The sequence below is a fragment of the Streptosporangium sp. NBC_01639 genome (genome assembly GCF_045209755.1).
Classification (GTDB): domain Bacteria; phylum Actinomycetota; class Actinomycetes; order Streptosporangiales; family Streptosporangiaceae; genus Streptosporangium.
Genome location: NZ_CP109272.1, coordinates 5316301 through 5331561, shown reverse-complemented (window position 1 = coordinate 5331561; position 15261 = coordinate 5316301). Strand labels below are relative to the sequence as shown.

The 15261-nt window shown below is 68.7% G+C and carries 16 protein-coding genes; 9 read left to right on the top strand and 7 right to left on the bottom strand.

The features are described 5' to 3' along the window. Nucleotides 1-3: 3 nt before the first annotated feature. Complete coding sequence (locus tag OHA77_RS24400; RefSeq protein WP_406311814.1) at nt 4-342, top strand: winged helix-turn-helix transcriptional regulator; 339 nt, start codon at nt 4-6, stop codon at nt 340-342. Here OHA77_RS24400 and OHA77_RS24395 read toward each other — a convergent pair. Continuing rightward, nucleotides 320-1315: an NAD(P)-dependent alcohol dehydrogenase gene (locus OHA77_RS24395; protein WP_406311813.1), complete on the bottom strand. Its 996-nt coding sequence runs from the start codon at nt 1313-1315 to the stop codon at nt 320-322. The two genes, OHA77_RS24400 and OHA77_RS24395, sit on opposite strands and share 23 nt — an antisense overlap. Before the next feature lie 128 nt (nt 1316-1443). Here OHA77_RS24395 and OHA77_RS24390 point away from each other — a divergent pair, with 128 nt between their 5' ends. Next, on the top strand, nt 1444-2178 hold the full coding sequence (locus OHA77_RS24390; RefSeq protein ID WP_406311811.1) for a TetR/AcrR family transcriptional regulator: 735 nt from the start codon (nt 1444-1446) through the stop codon (nt 2176-2178). A gap of 51 nt (nt 2179-2229) precedes the next feature. Here the strand turns inward: OHA77_RS24390 and OHA77_RS24385 are convergent, their stop codons facing one another. Continuing rightward, the gene (locus OHA77_RS24385; protein WP_406311810.1) at nt 2230-3270 is read right to left on the bottom strand and encodes an FUSC family protein; all 1041 of its coding nucleotides are present in this window, start codon (nt 3268-3270) and stop codon (nt 2230-2232) included. Between the two features lie 294 nt (nt 3271-3564). Between OHA77_RS24385 and OHA77_RS24380 the strand changes: the two genes are divergently transcribed. Further along, nucleotides 3565-3798 carry a hypothetical protein gene (locus OHA77_RS24380; protein ID WP_406311808.1) on the top strand — a complete coding sequence of 78 codons (234 nt, stop codon included), beginning with the start codon at nt 3565-3567 and terminating at the stop codon, nt 3796-3798. Here OHA77_RS24380 and OHA77_RS24375 read toward each other — a convergent pair whose 3' ends face one another. The 4 genes from OHA77_RS24375 to OHA77_RS24360 form a co-directional block, all read right to left on the bottom strand. Then, nucleotides 3799-4917, bottom strand: coding sequence for an IS630 family transposase (locus OHA77_RS24375; RefSeq protein ID WP_406311807.1), 1119 nt, complete (start codon nt 4915-4917; stop codon nt 3799-3801). A 164-nt stretch (nt 4918-5081) separates the two neighbouring features. Next, a complete protein-coding gene (locus OHA77_RS24370; RefSeq protein WP_326825907.1) occupies nt 5082-5405 on the bottom strand; it encodes a putative quinol monooxygenase in 324 nt (107 codons plus the stop codon). A gap of 345 nt (nt 5406-5750) precedes the next feature. Further along, the gene (locus OHA77_RS24365) at nt 5751-6545 is read right to left on the bottom strand and encodes a neutral zinc metallopeptidase (RefSeq protein WP_406311806.1); all 795 of its coding nucleotides are present in this window, start codon (nt 6543-6545) and stop codon (nt 5751-5753) included. 178 nt (nt 6546-6723) lie between these two features. Beyond that, a complete protein-coding gene (locus tag OHA77_RS24360; protein WP_406311805.1) occupies nt 6724-7272 on the bottom strand; it encodes a hypothetical protein in 549 nt (182 codons plus the stop codon). A 434-nt stretch (nt 7273-7706) separates the two neighbouring features. On the opposite strand from OHA77_RS24360, the gene OHA77_RS24355 reads away from it, so the two are divergent. The 6 genes from OHA77_RS24355 (at nt 7707) to OHA77_RS24330 (ending at nt 13908) form a co-directional block, all read left to right on the top strand. Next, nucleotides 7707-9125, top strand: coding sequence for an FG-GAP-like repeat-containing protein (locus OHA77_RS24355; RefSeq protein ID WP_406311804.1), 1419 nt, complete (start codon nt 7707-7709; stop codon nt 9123-9125). Between the two features lie 575 nt (nt 9126-9700). Beyond that, the gene (locus OHA77_RS24350; RefSeq protein WP_406311803.1) at nt 9701-11155 is read left to right on the top strand and encodes an ATP-binding protein; all 1455 of its coding nucleotides are present in this window, start codon (nt 9701-9703) and stop codon (nt 11153-11155) included. A gap of 105 nt (nt 11156-11260) precedes the next feature. Further along, nucleotides 11261-11680, top strand: a complete 420-nt coding sequence (locus OHA77_RS24345; RefSeq protein ID WP_326825912.1) for a roadblock/LC7 domain-containing protein — start codon at nt 11261-11263, stop codon at nt 11678-11680. Beyond that, nucleotides 11677-12036, top strand: a complete 360-nt coding sequence (locus OHA77_RS24340) for a DUF742 domain-containing protein (protein ID WP_326825913.1) — start codon at nt 11677-11679, stop codon at nt 12034-12036. Before OHA77_RS24345 ends, OHA77_RS24340 begins: the two co-directional genes overlap by 4 nt. 13 nt (nt 12037-12049) lie before the next feature. Continuing rightward, a complete protein-coding gene (locus OHA77_RS24335) occupies nt 12050-12625 on the top strand; it encodes an ATP/GTP-binding protein (RefSeq protein ID WP_326825914.1) in 576 nt (191 codons plus the stop codon). Continuing rightward, nucleotides 12622-13908, top strand: coding sequence for a cytochrome P450 (locus OHA77_RS24330; RefSeq protein ID WP_406311802.1), 1287 nt, complete (start codon nt 12622-12624; stop codon nt 13906-13908). Before OHA77_RS24335 ends, OHA77_RS24330 begins: the two co-directional genes overlap by 4 nt. On the opposite strand, the gene OHA77_RS24325 is transcribed toward OHA77_RS24330, so the two are convergent. Next, nucleotides 13892-15223, bottom strand: a complete 1332-nt coding sequence (locus OHA77_RS24325; protein ID WP_406311800.1) for an acyltransferase family protein — start codon at nt 15221-15223, stop codon at nt 13892-13894. The genes OHA77_RS24330 and OHA77_RS24325 overlap by 17 nt on opposite strands. Nucleotides 15224-15261 lie beyond the last annotated feature (38 nt).

The window sequence follows — 15261 nt, the reverse complement described above, 5'->3', positions numbered from 1 at the left end:
AACGTGACGCAGCCGCTGGATTCCGAGATGTTCGCGCACTGTGCGCCGGTCCGGCCGCCGATCAGGATCGGCGGCAAGTGGACGGCGAAGATCGTGGTCTGCCTGACGGACGCCCCGCGGAGGTTCTCCGAGCTGGAGGCCGTCCTGCCGGGCATCACGCCCAAGGTGCTCACCGAGTCGCTGCGCGCGATGGAGCGCGACGGCCTGGTCACCCGCACCGCCTTCGACGAGCATCCGCCGCGGGTCGAGTACGCGCTGACCCCGCTCGGCCGCACCCTGCTCAGGCCCATCGCGGTCGCCTGTCAATGGACCCGGATGTTCATCCGCGAGCGGCTACCGTGATGACGACCTTCGCGCGCGCGTGCTCTCCTTCGAGGTATCGGATCGCGTCGGGCACCTCCCGCAACGGGTAGGTCCGGTCGATGACCGGGGTGATCTTTCCGGCTTCGGCGAGGTCGCTGAGCTCCGCCAGGTTCTCCCTGCCCGGCTTCGCGTCGAGGGTGAGCAGTCGGTAGCGGACGAAGCGGGACACCAGTTGCCCCCTCATGATGAGACCGGCCGGCCCGATGAGGCTGCCGCCCTCGAACACGCCGCCACCGGACAGGATGAGCGTCCCCGTGGGGGTCAGGGCCCGCCGGTGGTCGGCCAGCGAACGATTGCCCACCAGGTCGAACACGACGTCGTAGCGCCGGCCGTCACGGGTGAAGTCGTCGCGGGTGTAGTCGATGACGTGGTCCGCGCCGAGCGAGCGGACCAGGTCCACGTTTCTCGTGCTGCACACGCCGGTCACCTCCGCGCCGAACGATTTGGCGAGCTGCACGGTGAACGTTCCCACGCCGCCGGAGGCGCCGTTGACCAGGATCCGCTGTCCCGGCTGCGTCCGCGCCTGGTCACGCAGGCCCATGAGGGCGGTGATGCCCGCCAGCGGCATCGCGGCCGCCTGCTCCATCGTCAGGTTGACCGGCTTCGACGCCACCATGTCGTCGGGGACACACACATACTCGGCGAATGCTCCGTTGGCGTGGCCGAGATCGCCGTAGACCTCGTCACCGGGACGGAACCGTTTCACCTGCGCGCCGACCGCTTCCACCCGGCCGGCGAAGTCCCTGCCCCGGATCCTCGCCTTGGGCCGGCCGAGCCCGAACGTCAGGCGCGACATGCGCGGGTCGCCCCGCATCACGTGCCAGTCGTACGCGTTGAGTGCGGCCGCGTGGACCCGCACCAACACCTCGTTGTCGGCGGCCACCGGCGTGTCCACCTCCCTGAGCTCCAGTACGTCGGGCGGGCCGTACCGGTCCTGGACGATCGCCTTCATCGGGTCTCCTCTGCGTGATTCCCCCGACCTAGGTGTACGGCGTACACCTTCTAGGAAGAACGGTAGGTGTACCTCGTACACCTGTCAAGGGCGATATCGTTCAACAACTGGTCGAAGGGAGGCGGTCGATGGTGACGGACCAGGCGGACACTCTGCGTCGAGTCCCCCTGAGCAGGGATCGGGTGCTGCGCGCCGCCGTCGCACTTGCCGACGGCACCGGTATCGAGTCGCTCAGCATGCGCAATCTCGCCCAGGAGTTGGGCGTCGTGCCGATGGCCCTCTACAAGCATGTGGCCAACAAGGAAGAGCTCCTGGACGGCATGGTCGACGTCGTCGTCGGCGAGATCGGCCCCCCGGTCCTCGGCACCGACTGGAAGAGCGCGGTACGGCAGCGGATCCTCTCGGCGCGGCAGGCGCTCCTGGGTCACCCCTGGGCGTCTCGGGTGATCGAGTCGCGAACCACCCCCACGCCGGTGATGCTGACGTACCTGGACTCGCTGATCGGCATGTTCCGGACCGGTGGCCTCTCCGCCGATCTCACCCATCATGTGATGCACGCCATGGGCAGCCGGGTGCTGGGGTTCACCCAGGAGATGTTCGACGACTCCCCGAGCGGTGACCCCTCCCAGAGCGTCGATCCGGACGTGCAGGCGGCCATGTTCCGCGAGATGGCGACGAAGTATCCCTACGTCACGGAGATGGCCATGGCCGCGGCCCACGAGGACGAGTCGATCGTGGGCCAGGGTTGCGACGATCAGTTCGAGTTCGAGTTCGCGCTGGATCTCCTCCTGGACGGATTCGAAAGACTCCAGCAGCAGGGCTGGACGTCCGCGGACCAGTCCCGAGGTGACGGCGGCGCGTGACCGTCGCGATCGACCGGCTCACGGGTCTGGCGAGCCTTCGGCTGTTCGGTCTCAGCCGTGCGTGCTCTCGTCGCTCGGCTCGTTCAGCGGGGTCAGCGCGGCCGAGGCCGCGTCGTGGTCCATCCCGGTCGCCTCAAGCAGATCGACGGCGATGGAGCGCAGCTGCGCGATGATGACGTTCGCGGAGAAGCCCAGGTTCTTGGGCCGCTCCCGCGCGGCGACGGCGAGCAGCGCCTGCCTGGCCAGCATCGGTTCGCGCCCGGCCCCCAGTTCGAGCTGGAGCAGCAGCGCCGCCTCCGAGACCTCGCGCAGCAACTCGGCCAGCGCGGCCGGGGGCGGGCTGGCCTCACCCAGCGCCGCGAGCGTACGGCGGACCAGCACCCGTGCGTTGCGCAGCGCCAGGTCCACCGGTACGGCGGCGGTCTCGTACCTGGTCAGTCTGGCCCGGTGATGCCAGCGCAGCGGCGAGATCATGATGATCTCCTTGCTGTTCTCCAGAGCCGCCTCGAACTCCTCGACCGCCGTCTGGGTCCTGCGTCCGCCCTCCAGTGCCTCGGCGGCCAGGTCCATATCGCCCTTCTCGATCGCCTCCGCCGCCTGCTCCAGCACGGTGGAGAAGGCGTCGAGCACACCGGACAGATGCTTGCCCGCGATGGTGAGCGGGCTGGCCGGCAGCAACGCGACCGCGGCGATGCCGATGACGCCGCCGGTGAGCGCGTCAGCCATCCGGTCCAGCCCGCCGACGTCCTCGCCCGGCACCAGCATGGCGACCAGCACCGCGGACGACCCGACCTGCGACACGAACAGCTCCCCGCTGTTCAGCAGCCCCGCGACGGACATGGCCAGCGCGATCACCAGCGCCATCTGCCAGGGACCCGAGCCGATCCAGGACACCAGCAGATCGCCGATGCCCACACCCAGGCTGACGCCGACCACCAGCTCGGCCACCCTGCGCAGCCGCCGCCCGGCCCCCACACCCACGCAGGTCATCACAGAGATGGGCGCGAAGAGGGGGTGGGCGTGGCCGAGCAGATGAACGGCGACGATCCAGGCCAGTGCGGCGCCCACGGCGCACTGCGCGATCGAGGGCACAATCGGGCCAAACGTGCCCAGCCGTTTCCTAACTTGATCACTGAGCCACGTTCGCACCCCTCCACCCTGGCGGATCTTTATGACATTGGGATCACATTTGCCCTGAATTCTTCTAATTCGGCCTATTCAGCGAAGGCCACCGAGATCCGCACCGACGCCGGGGCCGTGGCCGTGGCCAGCGCGCGGGCACTCGTCGCAGCACCGCATCGCACCGGTGGCCAGGCCCAGTACCTCGACCGTCTAGTGCCGTGACCGCTATGGTTCGCCGGGTTGAGACGGAGGACCGTGGTGTTTGTGGAGATCGTCTTCGTGGGGCTGCCGATCGACCGTGATGAGGTCGAGGAGGCATTGGAAGCGGCGTTCGAGCTCGACGGCGAGATCACGGGCGCGGGCAGCGGCATGGGTCGTTGCCATCTTGACCTTGAGATCGCGGAGGGCTCGGACGCGACCGCGGTCCTGGAGCGGCTCTGGGCTGTGCTGTCTGAACTGGGAGTCGCGGACCACGCGACCTTGGATGTCAGCGAGTGATCAGGCTGCCATCTGCGCTCGTCCGCCCCAGCGGACGCCCTTCTCGCTGCGGACACGGGCGCGTTCGCGGCGTTCGGCCGCCAGGACATCTCGATGGCGGGCGTTGGCGTTGCGCCAGCGCAGGTAGGCGTGCAGAGCCCGGGTCTGGACCGTGTGGTTGGGGTGGTTGGAGTTGGCGATGGTGAACTGCCGCAGCGGCCCGAAGTGCGCCTCGATCGGATTTGCCCAGGACGCGTAGGTCGGTGTGAAGCACAGTTCGACCTGGTGCTTTTTGGCCCAGGCGCGGATCTTCTCGCCCTTGTGCGCGGACAGGTTGTCCAAGATCACGTAGATGGGGGCGCCGTCTGGGCGGACCGCCCGGATCGACCTGAGGGCGGCCAGCGTGTTGCCGGCGCCCTTCTTTCGCCGGTTGATGCCCCAGAGCGTGTCGTCACCGACCGAGTAGCAGCCGTGGAAGTACCGGACCCCGTGGGTGCGGTGGTAGGTCGCGGGGTGCCGTTCAGGGTGCCCGGCAGCTGCCCACCCCGAGCCGCCGGTCGGCCGGATTCCCAGCGGACCGAACTCGTCGAACGCGAAAACGCGGTCGGGGAAGCGGTCCAGGACGTGCTCGATCCGGTCGAGCTTGGTGTCACGGTCTGGGTCGGGCGACTCCTTCCAGGTCTTCGTGCGCTGGAAGGTGACGCCGCGGCGGGCCAGCAGGCACCGTAACGCCTCGCGGCCGATCCGGATGACGCGGCCATGGACCCGGTGCAGGTAAATGACGAGCTTGCGGATGGACCAGCGGGTGAAGGGCTGGCCGAGCTTGGTCGGGCGGGTGGTGGCCGTCGCGACGACGAAGTCCTCGTCGTCAGGAGTGAGCTGGCGGGGACGGCCTCCCGCCCAGCGAGGGTCCAGACAGGCCAGGCCGATCTTGTTGAACCGGTGGATCACGTCGCGGACGGTGTCCTCGTCCGCCTGCACCAGCTGGGCGATGACCGGGACGCGGTTCCCGCCGGCCGAGGCCAGCAGCATCATCGCCCGCCGGTAGCGAACCGAACTGGTGCTACCCCGGCGCACGATCTGCTGCAGCTTCTGCCCTTCCTGGTCGGTCAGTCTGCGCACACGGACAGGCTCGGCCACCGCACCTCCACGGGTCGGATCGGACGTCACCGCACATCCAACCGCCCCGACCACCAACCCGGCGAACCAATCCGGTCACAGCACTAGCCCTGCCCCCACAGGCCGGCGCGCTCGACGAACTGTGCGCGTGGGCATTGCACCACCGCGACGAACCGCTCACCGTCCTAGGCCGGCGTGAGTTCCGCCATCTGCGACCAGCCCTCGCCGGGCACCTCGACGTTGATGATCTCCGGCGTCTTCGCGATCACTTCGGGCATCCACGCCATGGCGGTCGTGAAGTGCTCGGAGCTCACGTGGGCCTCACCCGCCGCCGATGAGGCGAACGCCTCAAGCAGGACGAACTGGTGGGGCGTCTCGACGCTCCTGGACCATTCGAAGAAGACGTTCCCCGGCTCCTGCCGAGTGGCCCGGGTGAAGTCGTCAACGAGCGAGAGCCACTCCTCACTCCGCTCGGGACGTACGGTGAACTTGACGGCGATGAAGATCATAAGTTGGTCTCTTTCGCTGTGCCGAAGGGTGCGTGCTCTCCGCGTACGGGTGCCGCGCGGGACAGGCACGCGACGCCCTGACCACGATAAACGAGAGCCCGGTCAGGCCGGCCACAGCGGCGACCTGGGAGCCGGTCCAGCCAGCCGCACCGGGAGCAGTCCCACCATGAGTACGGGCACCTCACCGCGTACCCGAGGAGGCCTTGTCTCATCACGCGTTGAACTCACGGAGGTGCGGCCGGCCCCGTACATCGGATGGTCCGCCCAGGTCGGGTACGGCCCCACGGAGCGGGAGCCGTACCGGCGAACAGGAGAGCGGCGGATACCGGATTCCGCTCCGACGGATTACGCGACCTTGCCAGCCGGGGCGGTCCAGGTGTTGCACGACTTGGGGTTGCCGGTGGAGTAGCCCCGGCTGACCCAGTAGGCCAGGCTGGAGCCCTGGCCGAACATGCCGACCTTGCCCTTGTCCCCACCGGCCTTCGCCAAGGACACCAGACGTCCGGCCTCCTTGGAGGGGTAGCCGAGAGCAGACCACAGGCTCTTGGCGGTCACTCCGCTCATGCACTGCGCCTGCGTGTTGTAGCGGCGAAGCTGCTCGGACATCTCAGCGCCGTCGTCGGCGTGCAGAGCGTTGTAGCCCTCCGCGATATCGACCAGGTTCAGCACGTGCTCGCCGTATGCCGAGCTCAGCTGCGCGAAAATCTGAACGTCGTCGGACGCCTTGAGCCAGTCGGGACGGATCTGCACGATGAAGTTGGCGCCTCTTCCGCAGTAGAAGGCCGCTGACTTGTCCGCTTTCAACACCCTCCCTCGGCAATCCATGTCGTACTGGGTCGTTATCTCCATCCGGGGCGGCAGGTACGATAGGCCGGCTTCTTTGAGGTAGGGCCCCCAGGTGTCGTTCATACAGGCGACGACCGCGTTTACGTGTTTCTTGACCGAGGCCAGGGTCTTCCCCTTGGCGGGTTTCTTCGCGCACTTCGCGGCAGGGAGTTTGCCTGCGGCATAGAGGGAGTTGTTGGTCAAATCCGGGGCGTCCTTGACCGGATATGCGAAGGCATCGGTTGTGCCCGCTACGAGCAGAACGGACGCACCGACCGACACCATGATCATGCGAATCTTCATGGTGATGGACATTAGAGTATGTGTCTACATTTAGCAGGCTAATTTCACATGTCCGCTCCCTTCCACTCCACGGAGGGCCAACCCAACGGTGTCGCCACCGGGTCGCCCGGAGAGGCTCTGCCGCCGGCGACGTCTCGACAGGACCGCGCCCGATATCGCTCGCACCTCCTACGCCGGTCTCGCCGGACTGTCATCTCGGCAGGAGCACCAGAACGGCGCGGGTGGAGCCCGCCTCGGCCAGTCGCAGCCGGACGTCGTTGACGCGGCCCGGACTGTCGGCGGTCAGCGACAGCTCTCCTTCGTCCCGGCAGCGATCGTTGGTGCAGGCGCTTTTGACGCTGACGTTCTCTCCTTCGACCTGAAATCCGCCCGAGGAGCCTTCGAGAGCCAGCCTGATCTCCCCTCCCCCGAGGGACTTGACGGTGATCGCATCCACCCCGAATCTGGCGTCGATCTTCAGCCGATCACCCGGCCGGACCTCCACTTCACAGTCGGCGTCCTTGCACGCGGCAAGATCGGTCCCGTTGGACGCTTTCGGCGACGCCGGGGAGGTGGACGCCTCCGGCGGCTTCGGCGAGGTCTGCGCCGTCCCCTGTGTCGATGCCGGGTTGCCCGGCTCAGTGGCGGTGCGCTGCGCCGGCGCCTCGCCCGAGCCACAGCCGGCGAGCAATGCGCCCACCGTGACGGCGGCGGACCAAACTCGACCGACGCGGGCAGGCGTTATCAATCTGGTCCGCATGATATCTTTCCTGGTTTACGGGACAAGGTCTGCTGTTACCGGCAATACATCAGACCATCCGACGGCGGATCCGTTCCCTTGTCGTACGGCCCTTTCATCTGATTGCATCTTGCCATCGGACGGGTTTCTTTCTCCTATCCCATGGCCCCGGCGAGTTGGTGATTCGACCGGTTTCGTCTCTGGGTCTGATCTATTTGGACGGATATCCGCAGCCAGGGGCTCCTTCCTGGAAGGACGTCCGCCATGGAGGACACGGGGAAGAACAAGCCCTGTTCTCGCTACTCATCAAGCCCGGTGAAATCCGTAAATGTCTCCTCATTCCAGCGCCGCTTGCCTGCCCGCCCTCCTCGACCTGGCCCCCTATGCCCACGGCTGCCGGTCCGGCGGTTTCCTGGACCCGTGGAGACATCTGTGATGAGGTGCGGGTGATGGCCATGGGCAGATTTGCACCTTTTCTCCTTGCAACGGTCACGGCGCTGGCCGCGGTGACCGCCTGCGCCACGTCGGACCCCACCGCGGGCGGCGCCACTCCGGCCCCCTCGACCGCCGTCCCGGGCCGGAGCACCCCGGCGGGCACCGCTCTCCCGGCGACGCCTTCGGCGGACGGGCGCAAGCCCCTCCGGTGGGACGGTGGGGCGCACGACTACAACGGCGACGGCTACGCCGACCTGACCGTCGGCCTGCCGGAGGGTACGGCCGGCGGCGTCGAGGAGGCCGGCCGCGTGGAGGCGGTGTACGGCTCACCCGGGGGTGTGCCGACCCGAGACCGGCGGATCATCAGCCGGGGCTCCGCGGCCGTGCGGGGCGAGAGATTCGGTGCCACCCTGGCCTCCGGTGACTTCGACCGCGACGGCTACGCCGACCTCGCGATCGGCGCACCGGGCAAGGGCGGGCGCACCGGTTCCGTGGTGATCGCCTTCGGGGCCGGACGGGGCCTCTCGGGCGAGACCGCGACACTCGGAAAACCCCCGTCCACCAAAGGGTTCGGCGCCGGCCTGGCCGTCGGGGACTTCGACCGGGACGGTTACCACGACCTGGCGGTGGCGTCCTTCAGCACGGTGTGGGTGACCTACGGACACGATGGGGTCCGGGCCGGGAGGGCGGAGTGGAAGCCCGTCCTCCCGGAGACCGCCGACGTCGGCCCGCTCGCGGCCGGTGACGTCACCGGCGACGGGTTCGCCGACCTCGCCGTCGTCTACTCGGAGGACGATCCGGCCGACGAGGGCACCGGTGTGGTGTTCCGGGGTTCGCGGACCGGACTGTCCGGCCGGGTGGAGGGGACCTTTCCCGGCTGGGGCGTGGGTGCTGTGGCCGTCGGCGATGTCGACGGTGACGGCCACGGCGATGTGATCGCGGGTAACTCCCACGCCGACGCCGAGGATCCGGGAGGCCAGCTCTACATCAGCCGCGGTTCCGCCACCGGCTTGGCCGGCGAGCACACGCTCTGGACGCGGGGCTCCCCCGGCATGCCGCCGGGAAGGCCCGAAGCCGTCGATGGTTTCGGGGACGCCGTCGCCGCCGGTGACGTCAACGGCGACGGGTACGCGGACGTCGCCGTCGGGGCCGGCGGGCAGGTGGGCGCGGCCTTCCTGCTGTACGGCGGCCGGGACGGGCTGTCGGCGAAGGGCGCCCAGGTGTTCGGCCCGGAGTCCGCCGGTCTGCCCGCCGAGTCGGCCCAGGAGTTCGGCCGGGAGGTGGCCCTGACGGATCTCGACGGGGACGGCAGGGCCGAGCTCGCCGTCTCCGCGGGTGGCGGCGGCGGTATGACCGTGCTCTCGCCCGGCGGGAAGGGTGCCGGCACGCGGCTCACTCCGGAGCGGCCGGACGAGAGCCTCAGCGGCCCGCTGAACTGACGGAAAGCCACTGCGACACGTGCGTACCGGATCAAAGCGGTGATCGCCCTCTGACCGGACTCCACGGAAAAGGTCAGGCCGCGCCGCTGAGGGCTACATCCGGCATGTCCATCGTTTTCGGCCCTGTGCCGTGCGGCGTGAGGAGCTCGCCGAGTCCGTCGGGCGCTGGTCACATGGGTGGGTCGCACGTCGGCGGGTGAGCCGCTCCCGGAGAGCAGAGCGCGGCAGCCGTGTCACACGATTCCCTCGGCTACCACCAGTCCGGGTTGTCACCAAGCACGTCAGTGCCCAATGATTGATCCCCTTGGTAGCGAACTGCCGGATTTGACAATGGATCTTGCTGCATGTGGAGTATGCCCGATGAGATGGCTCTCAGCCACCCTGCATCGATCGGAACGGGGGTGTCCTCCGAAGTGTGGACGCCGAGCCCGGTCCGTCCGGCAGCGCCAGGCCGCAGCCATACAGCCCGGCCTCTGTCGAACCCGGGTCGGCTCACCCTCCGCCATCGACCGCCGACGAGGAACTGATTGATGTCAGCACACATTCCTATTCGCCGTCAGGTAGGGCGCCCGCCGATGGGTCAGGCCCTGCTCCTGCCGGCGGCTGTTGTGATCATCGCCGGGGGCGCGTGTCTGTGGGCGGTGTCCGGGGCACCGGTCACCGACCGGACACCCGTGGCGTGGTACCTCGGGATCGCGGCCGTCCTGCTGTGCCTCGCTGTCACGGCCGCGGCATACGGCATGCAGCAAGCACGTCATTTCCGCGACCGTTTCGCGGCGATGGACGCGGAAATCGCTCGGCTGGCCGACGACACACTGCCCGCTCTGGTGAAGCGGTTGCGCGACGGGGCGTCGGCGGACACCGCACTCGCCGAGATACCGAAGCCCGCCGACAGAAACCACCAGCGCATCCTGTGGACACTGGCGCAGGAGGTCGGCAAGGGAGACCGCATGCGCGCGGCCGCGATGTCGGCCTGCGCGAACGCCGCGGGCCGAGTTCAGGCGCTGGCGACCAGCATGCTCGCCGACCTGCGCGAGATGGAGGATCGGCACGATGAGGAAGTCCTTGGTGATCTGCTGAAACTGGACCACAGCACCGCGCAGGCGGGCCGGCTGGCGGACAGTATCGCCGTACTGACCGGCGCGCGCTCCGGACGACGCTGGACCAAGCCGATCGTGATGGAGAGCATCCTGCGTGGCGCGGTGGGTCGCATCAGCGCCTACCAGCGGGTGCGGGTGCACTCGGCCAGCACCGCCGCGATCGCCGGATACGCCGCCGAGGGCGTCATGCACGCCCTCGCCGAGTTGATGGACAACGCCACCAGCTTCTCGCCTCCGTCGGAGGAGGTGCACGTGTACGTGGAAGAGGTGAGCGTGGGCATCGTGATCACCATCGAGGACTGCGGTCTCATCATGAGCGCCGCCGCGCTGAGCCGCGCCCAGAAGGCCGTCTCGTCCGAGCCGCTGGACCTGACGACGCTGTCCGGTACCCGCCTGGGTCTGGCGGTGGTGGGCTGTCTGGCCCGCAAGCACGGCCTGACCGTCTCCTTCAGGCCGTCCTCGCGCGGAGGAACCGGAGTGGTGGTCATGATCCCGCCGCAGTTGATCACGCAGTCCGCGCGGGCCCCCAGGCCGGACGAGCCACGCCCGGCAGGTGTTTTCACCCAGCGCCCCGCGCGCCACGCGGTCGCCGCGTCCGAGGCCGCCGTGCCCGAGGCCGCCGTGCCCGAAGCGGCCGTGCCTGCCGTACCTGCCGCAGCTGCCAGGCCCGTCGCACCCGTCGCACCCGCCAGGGCGGCCGCGCCCGCTGCGGGCGACGAACTGTACGAGCTGCCCAAGCGCCGTCGCGGGCAGACCCTCGCGGCGACGTCCCCCACCCCGTCGGCGACCCCGCCCGCGGCCCCGCCGACGGCGAAACCCACGCAGCACTCCTCCGATCCCGGGGCGAGATTCAGAGCCTTCCGTCAGGCCAGCCGGGGAAGTGGGACCGGCAGCGGTGCCTCATCACCCCCGGAAGACGACACACGATGACCGCTACCTCGGTCCTCCCCGCCGGACCGGACAGGACAAACAACAGATTGGAGGGTGGGGCCGTCCTCCGGGCACCCATGCCCGGAACACCGCCCTGGAATCCCGATGAGAACCTCAACCCCTGACCTCGCCTGGCTGCTGGAGAACCTCCTGGAGAGGACGCCGCAGACCCGGTACGCCCTGGTGCTGTCGAAGGACGGCCTCAAGCTCTCCCATACCTACGGACTGACCGTGGACCGGGCCGATCAGCTGGCGGCCATCGCCTCAGGCATCCAGAGCCTGTCCCATGGCGCGTCCATCGAGTTCGGCGACGGCACCGGCGGCCTGCGGCAGTCCATGACGGAGTTCCACGGTGGGCTGCTGTTCATCGTGGAAGCGGGGGAAGGAGCCCATCTCGCCGTCGTGGCGACCGATGACGCCGACCCCGGCGTCATCGGGCACAACATGAACGAGCTGGTCGAGCAGATCGGCGAGTATCTGACCGCCCCACCGCGTGCGTCTCAGCAGGGCAACCGGCCGCTATGACCTCACGGCGAGTCGATCGCGAGAATCCGGACCGGTTGTACACCGTCACCGGAGGGCGCAGCCGCGCGGACGAGAACGCCATGGACATGGTCACGCTGATCGTGAGCGAATGTGATCCGACACCGGGCCTGCAGTCCGAACACTTCAAGATCTTGCAGATGTGCCGCCACCCGATGGCGGTCGTGGAGATCTCCTCAGAGCTGGGTCTGCCGGTGAGCGTCGTACGGATCCTGCTGTGCGACCTGCTCGACACCGGGCGCATCACCGCCCGTCACCCGCCTTCGGCTCTCCCCAAGGCCCAACTGCCCGACCCCGAAATCCTGAAGCAGGTGCTTGTTGGACTTCAAAAGCTCTGAGCAACCCGCCCACATGCCGCTACGGAGCACCGCGAGCACCGGGCTGAAGATCGTGGTCGTCGGTGGGTTCGGCGTCGGTAAGACGACCATGGTCCGCTCTGTCAGCGAGATCCGCCCGCTGAGCACCGAAGAGACCATGACACGGGCGGGCGTCGGGATCGACGACGCGAGTGGCGTGGAGGCCAAGACCACGACCACGGTGGCCTTCGACTTCGGCCGTATCAGCCTGAACGAGCAGATGGTGCTGTACCTGTTCGGAGCTCCGGGCCAGGAACGGTTCTGGTTTCTGTGGGACCGGCTGTTCTCGGGGACTCTGGGGGCGGTCGTCCTGGTGGACACCCGCCGCCTGGCCGACTCCTGGTATGCCATCGACCGCCTCGAACACCATGGGATGCCGTTCATCGTCGCCCGCAACAACTTCGGCGAACCGGTGCATCCGCTGGAACAGGTACGGGAGGCGCTCTCCCTCTCCGACGACGTTCCGCTGATCGACTGCGACGCCCGCCAGCGTGAATCCAGCAAAGCCGTGCTGATCTCCCTCGTCAACCATCTCTACGCTCTGTCCTCTGCCCGGGAGGGCACGCCATGACGAACGCCTACCACTCGCCCGACTCGACCCCGTGGTTTCCCAACCCCCCGGCGCCTGCGGGGTATCCCCCCCACCCGGGGGCGGTGGCGTTGTACGGACCCCACTTCCACCAGGATCCGGCCCGGCTGTACCGGGAGATGCGGCAGCAGCACGGGCCGGTCGTCCCGATCCTGCTCGAAGGCGACGTGCCCGCCTGGTTCGTGATCGGGTACCGCGAGCTCCGCCACGTCCTCAGCAATCCCCAGCTTTTCAGCCGCGACTCCCGTCGCTGGAACGCCTGGGACCGCATCCCGCCCGACTGGCCCCTGATGGCGTACGTCGGCTACCAGCCGTCCATGCTGTTCACCGAGGGAGCCGAGCACCAGCGGCGGGCCGGAGCCGTCAGTTCCGCCCTCACCGCCGTCGATCAGTTCGAGTTGAGAAACCAGTGCGAGCGGATCGCCGACAGCCTGATCGACGCGTTCACCGGCAGCGGCAGAGCCGACCTGATGGCCCACTACGCCCATCCGATGCCCCTGCTGGTCATCGCCGCGATGTTCGGTCTGCCCAACTCCGAGGCTCCGGGCCTGGTGGTGGATGTGAGCGCGACGGTGAACGGCGGCGCGCAGGCCATGGAGGCGTACCAGCGGGTTCAGGCCACGATGCAGCGGTTGCTGGACAGCAAGCGCGAGCGCCCCGGCCCGGACATCCCCTCACGTCTGCTGGCGCACCCCACGGGGCCCACCGACGAGGAGATCATCCAGGACCTGATCGTGGTGATGACCGCGGGTCAGGACACCACCGCCAACTGGATCGGGAACACTCTGCGGCTGATGCTGACCGACGAACGGTTCGCGGTGACCCTGTCGGGTGGCCGCCGCAGTATCGGCCAGGCGCTGAACGAGGTGCTGTGGGAGGACTCCCCCAGCCAGAGCAGCATAGGTCGTTGGGCGACTCAGGACACCCAGCTGGGCGGGCAGCGCATCCGGGCCGGCGACGGGCTCATCATCGGCATGGCCGCCGCGAACGCCGATCCGCAGGTGCGGCCGGACTCCTACGGCGGCTCCGCCGGGAACCACGCGCACATGGCCTTCGGTCACGGTGAGCACGGCTGCCCGCACCCGGCCCCGGAGATCGCCGAGGTCATCGCCCACACCGCCGTCGAGGTGCTTTTGGACCGGCTCCCGGATGTGATGCTGGCGGTGCCCGCCGAAACGCTCGTATGGCGGTCGTCCGTGCAGATGCGCGGCCTGGCCGCCCTGCCGATCGAGTTCACCCCCGGGTACGTCACCGGGAGGGGCTAGCCGGGCCGTGCCGCTCGTGTTCTCGGGCGGCACGGGCGAGACGGCGTCCGAGGAGCTGGGCGGGGCTCTCGACGAAGCGGTGGCTCAGCGCGGCGCAGCCGACCACGGCCGCGAAGAACGCCGTCTCCCAGGCCAGCCGCTCCGGCAGCGGGATGTTCGCGGGATCCATGGTCAGTCCCCTGACGACCTGCAGGACCAGGGGGTGCAGCAGGTAGACGGAGTAGCTCACCAGGCCGAGCCAGACGAGGAAGGGCGGGATCGTACGGCGGCGCAGGGCGAGGCCGGCGGCGAACGTCAGCCAGGCCGCGACGACGGCGGTGGACCAGCTCCAGACGAACGCCTGCTGTTCGGCCTCCGGCATGCCCCATCCCGGCCCGAGCGCCACCGCCGCGACGACGGAGAGGACGGGTACCAGGCAGATCGTCCAGCGTGATCTCCTCCGCCCGGCGGGCGACCGCTCCATCCGGTAGAGCGCGGTCCCGGCGAACATGGTGGCCAGGATCATCAGGCTCTGCCATGCGCCCACCCTGCTGTTGAGGGTGAGGACGACGAGTGCGAGGACCGCGATGACGGCGGCGCCGTACCGGCGGATGCCGCGGTCCGCGCTGAGCACCGCCGCGAATCCGGCGAGGAGCGCGACGGCCGTGATCCACACCACCCCCTGCCCGAGGGTGTCGGACAGCCAGCCCGCGGGCACGAAGATCCCGGCTATCAGCGCGCAGACCGCGAGCGTCAGCGCGGCACGGGTGCTGGCCCGGTGGACACCGCCCACGAACATCGCGGTCACGAGCAGATAGAACACCATCTCGTAGGAGAGGGTCCAGAAGACGTTGACGACGCTGGGCGTCCCGAGCAGGTCCTGCAGCATCGTCAGGTGCGCGACGGCGAAGGACACCGGCTGCTCGGTGGCCTGGTCGGGCAGGGTGGCGTAGACCCCGACGGCGCCGAACGCGGTGCCGACCGCCGCCGCCAGTCCCCACAGGGGGTAGAGCCGGAAGAACCGGGTGATCCAGAACCCCCGGACGCTGCCCCGGTGTTCCAGCGAGATCGGCACGACGTAGCCGCTCGCCAGGAAGAACACCAGCACGCCGTACTGCCCGAAGTCGAACCACGGGCTGATCGACCCGCGGATCTCGGGCAGCAGGGCGTCCAGCGAGTGCTCGAAGACGACGACCAGCGCGGCGAAGCCGCGTAAGGCGTCGAGCCAGCTCTGCCGGGGACCTGAGGACGCCGGGGGCGGGGGGGCCGAGGGTGCCGGGCGGGTCGCGAGACGCATGCGTCCTGTGCTGCCCTGGATCTCTCCGTCCTTAACCATTCCGTAACACTACGGGCGCAATTTTCCCAAAAAGTACG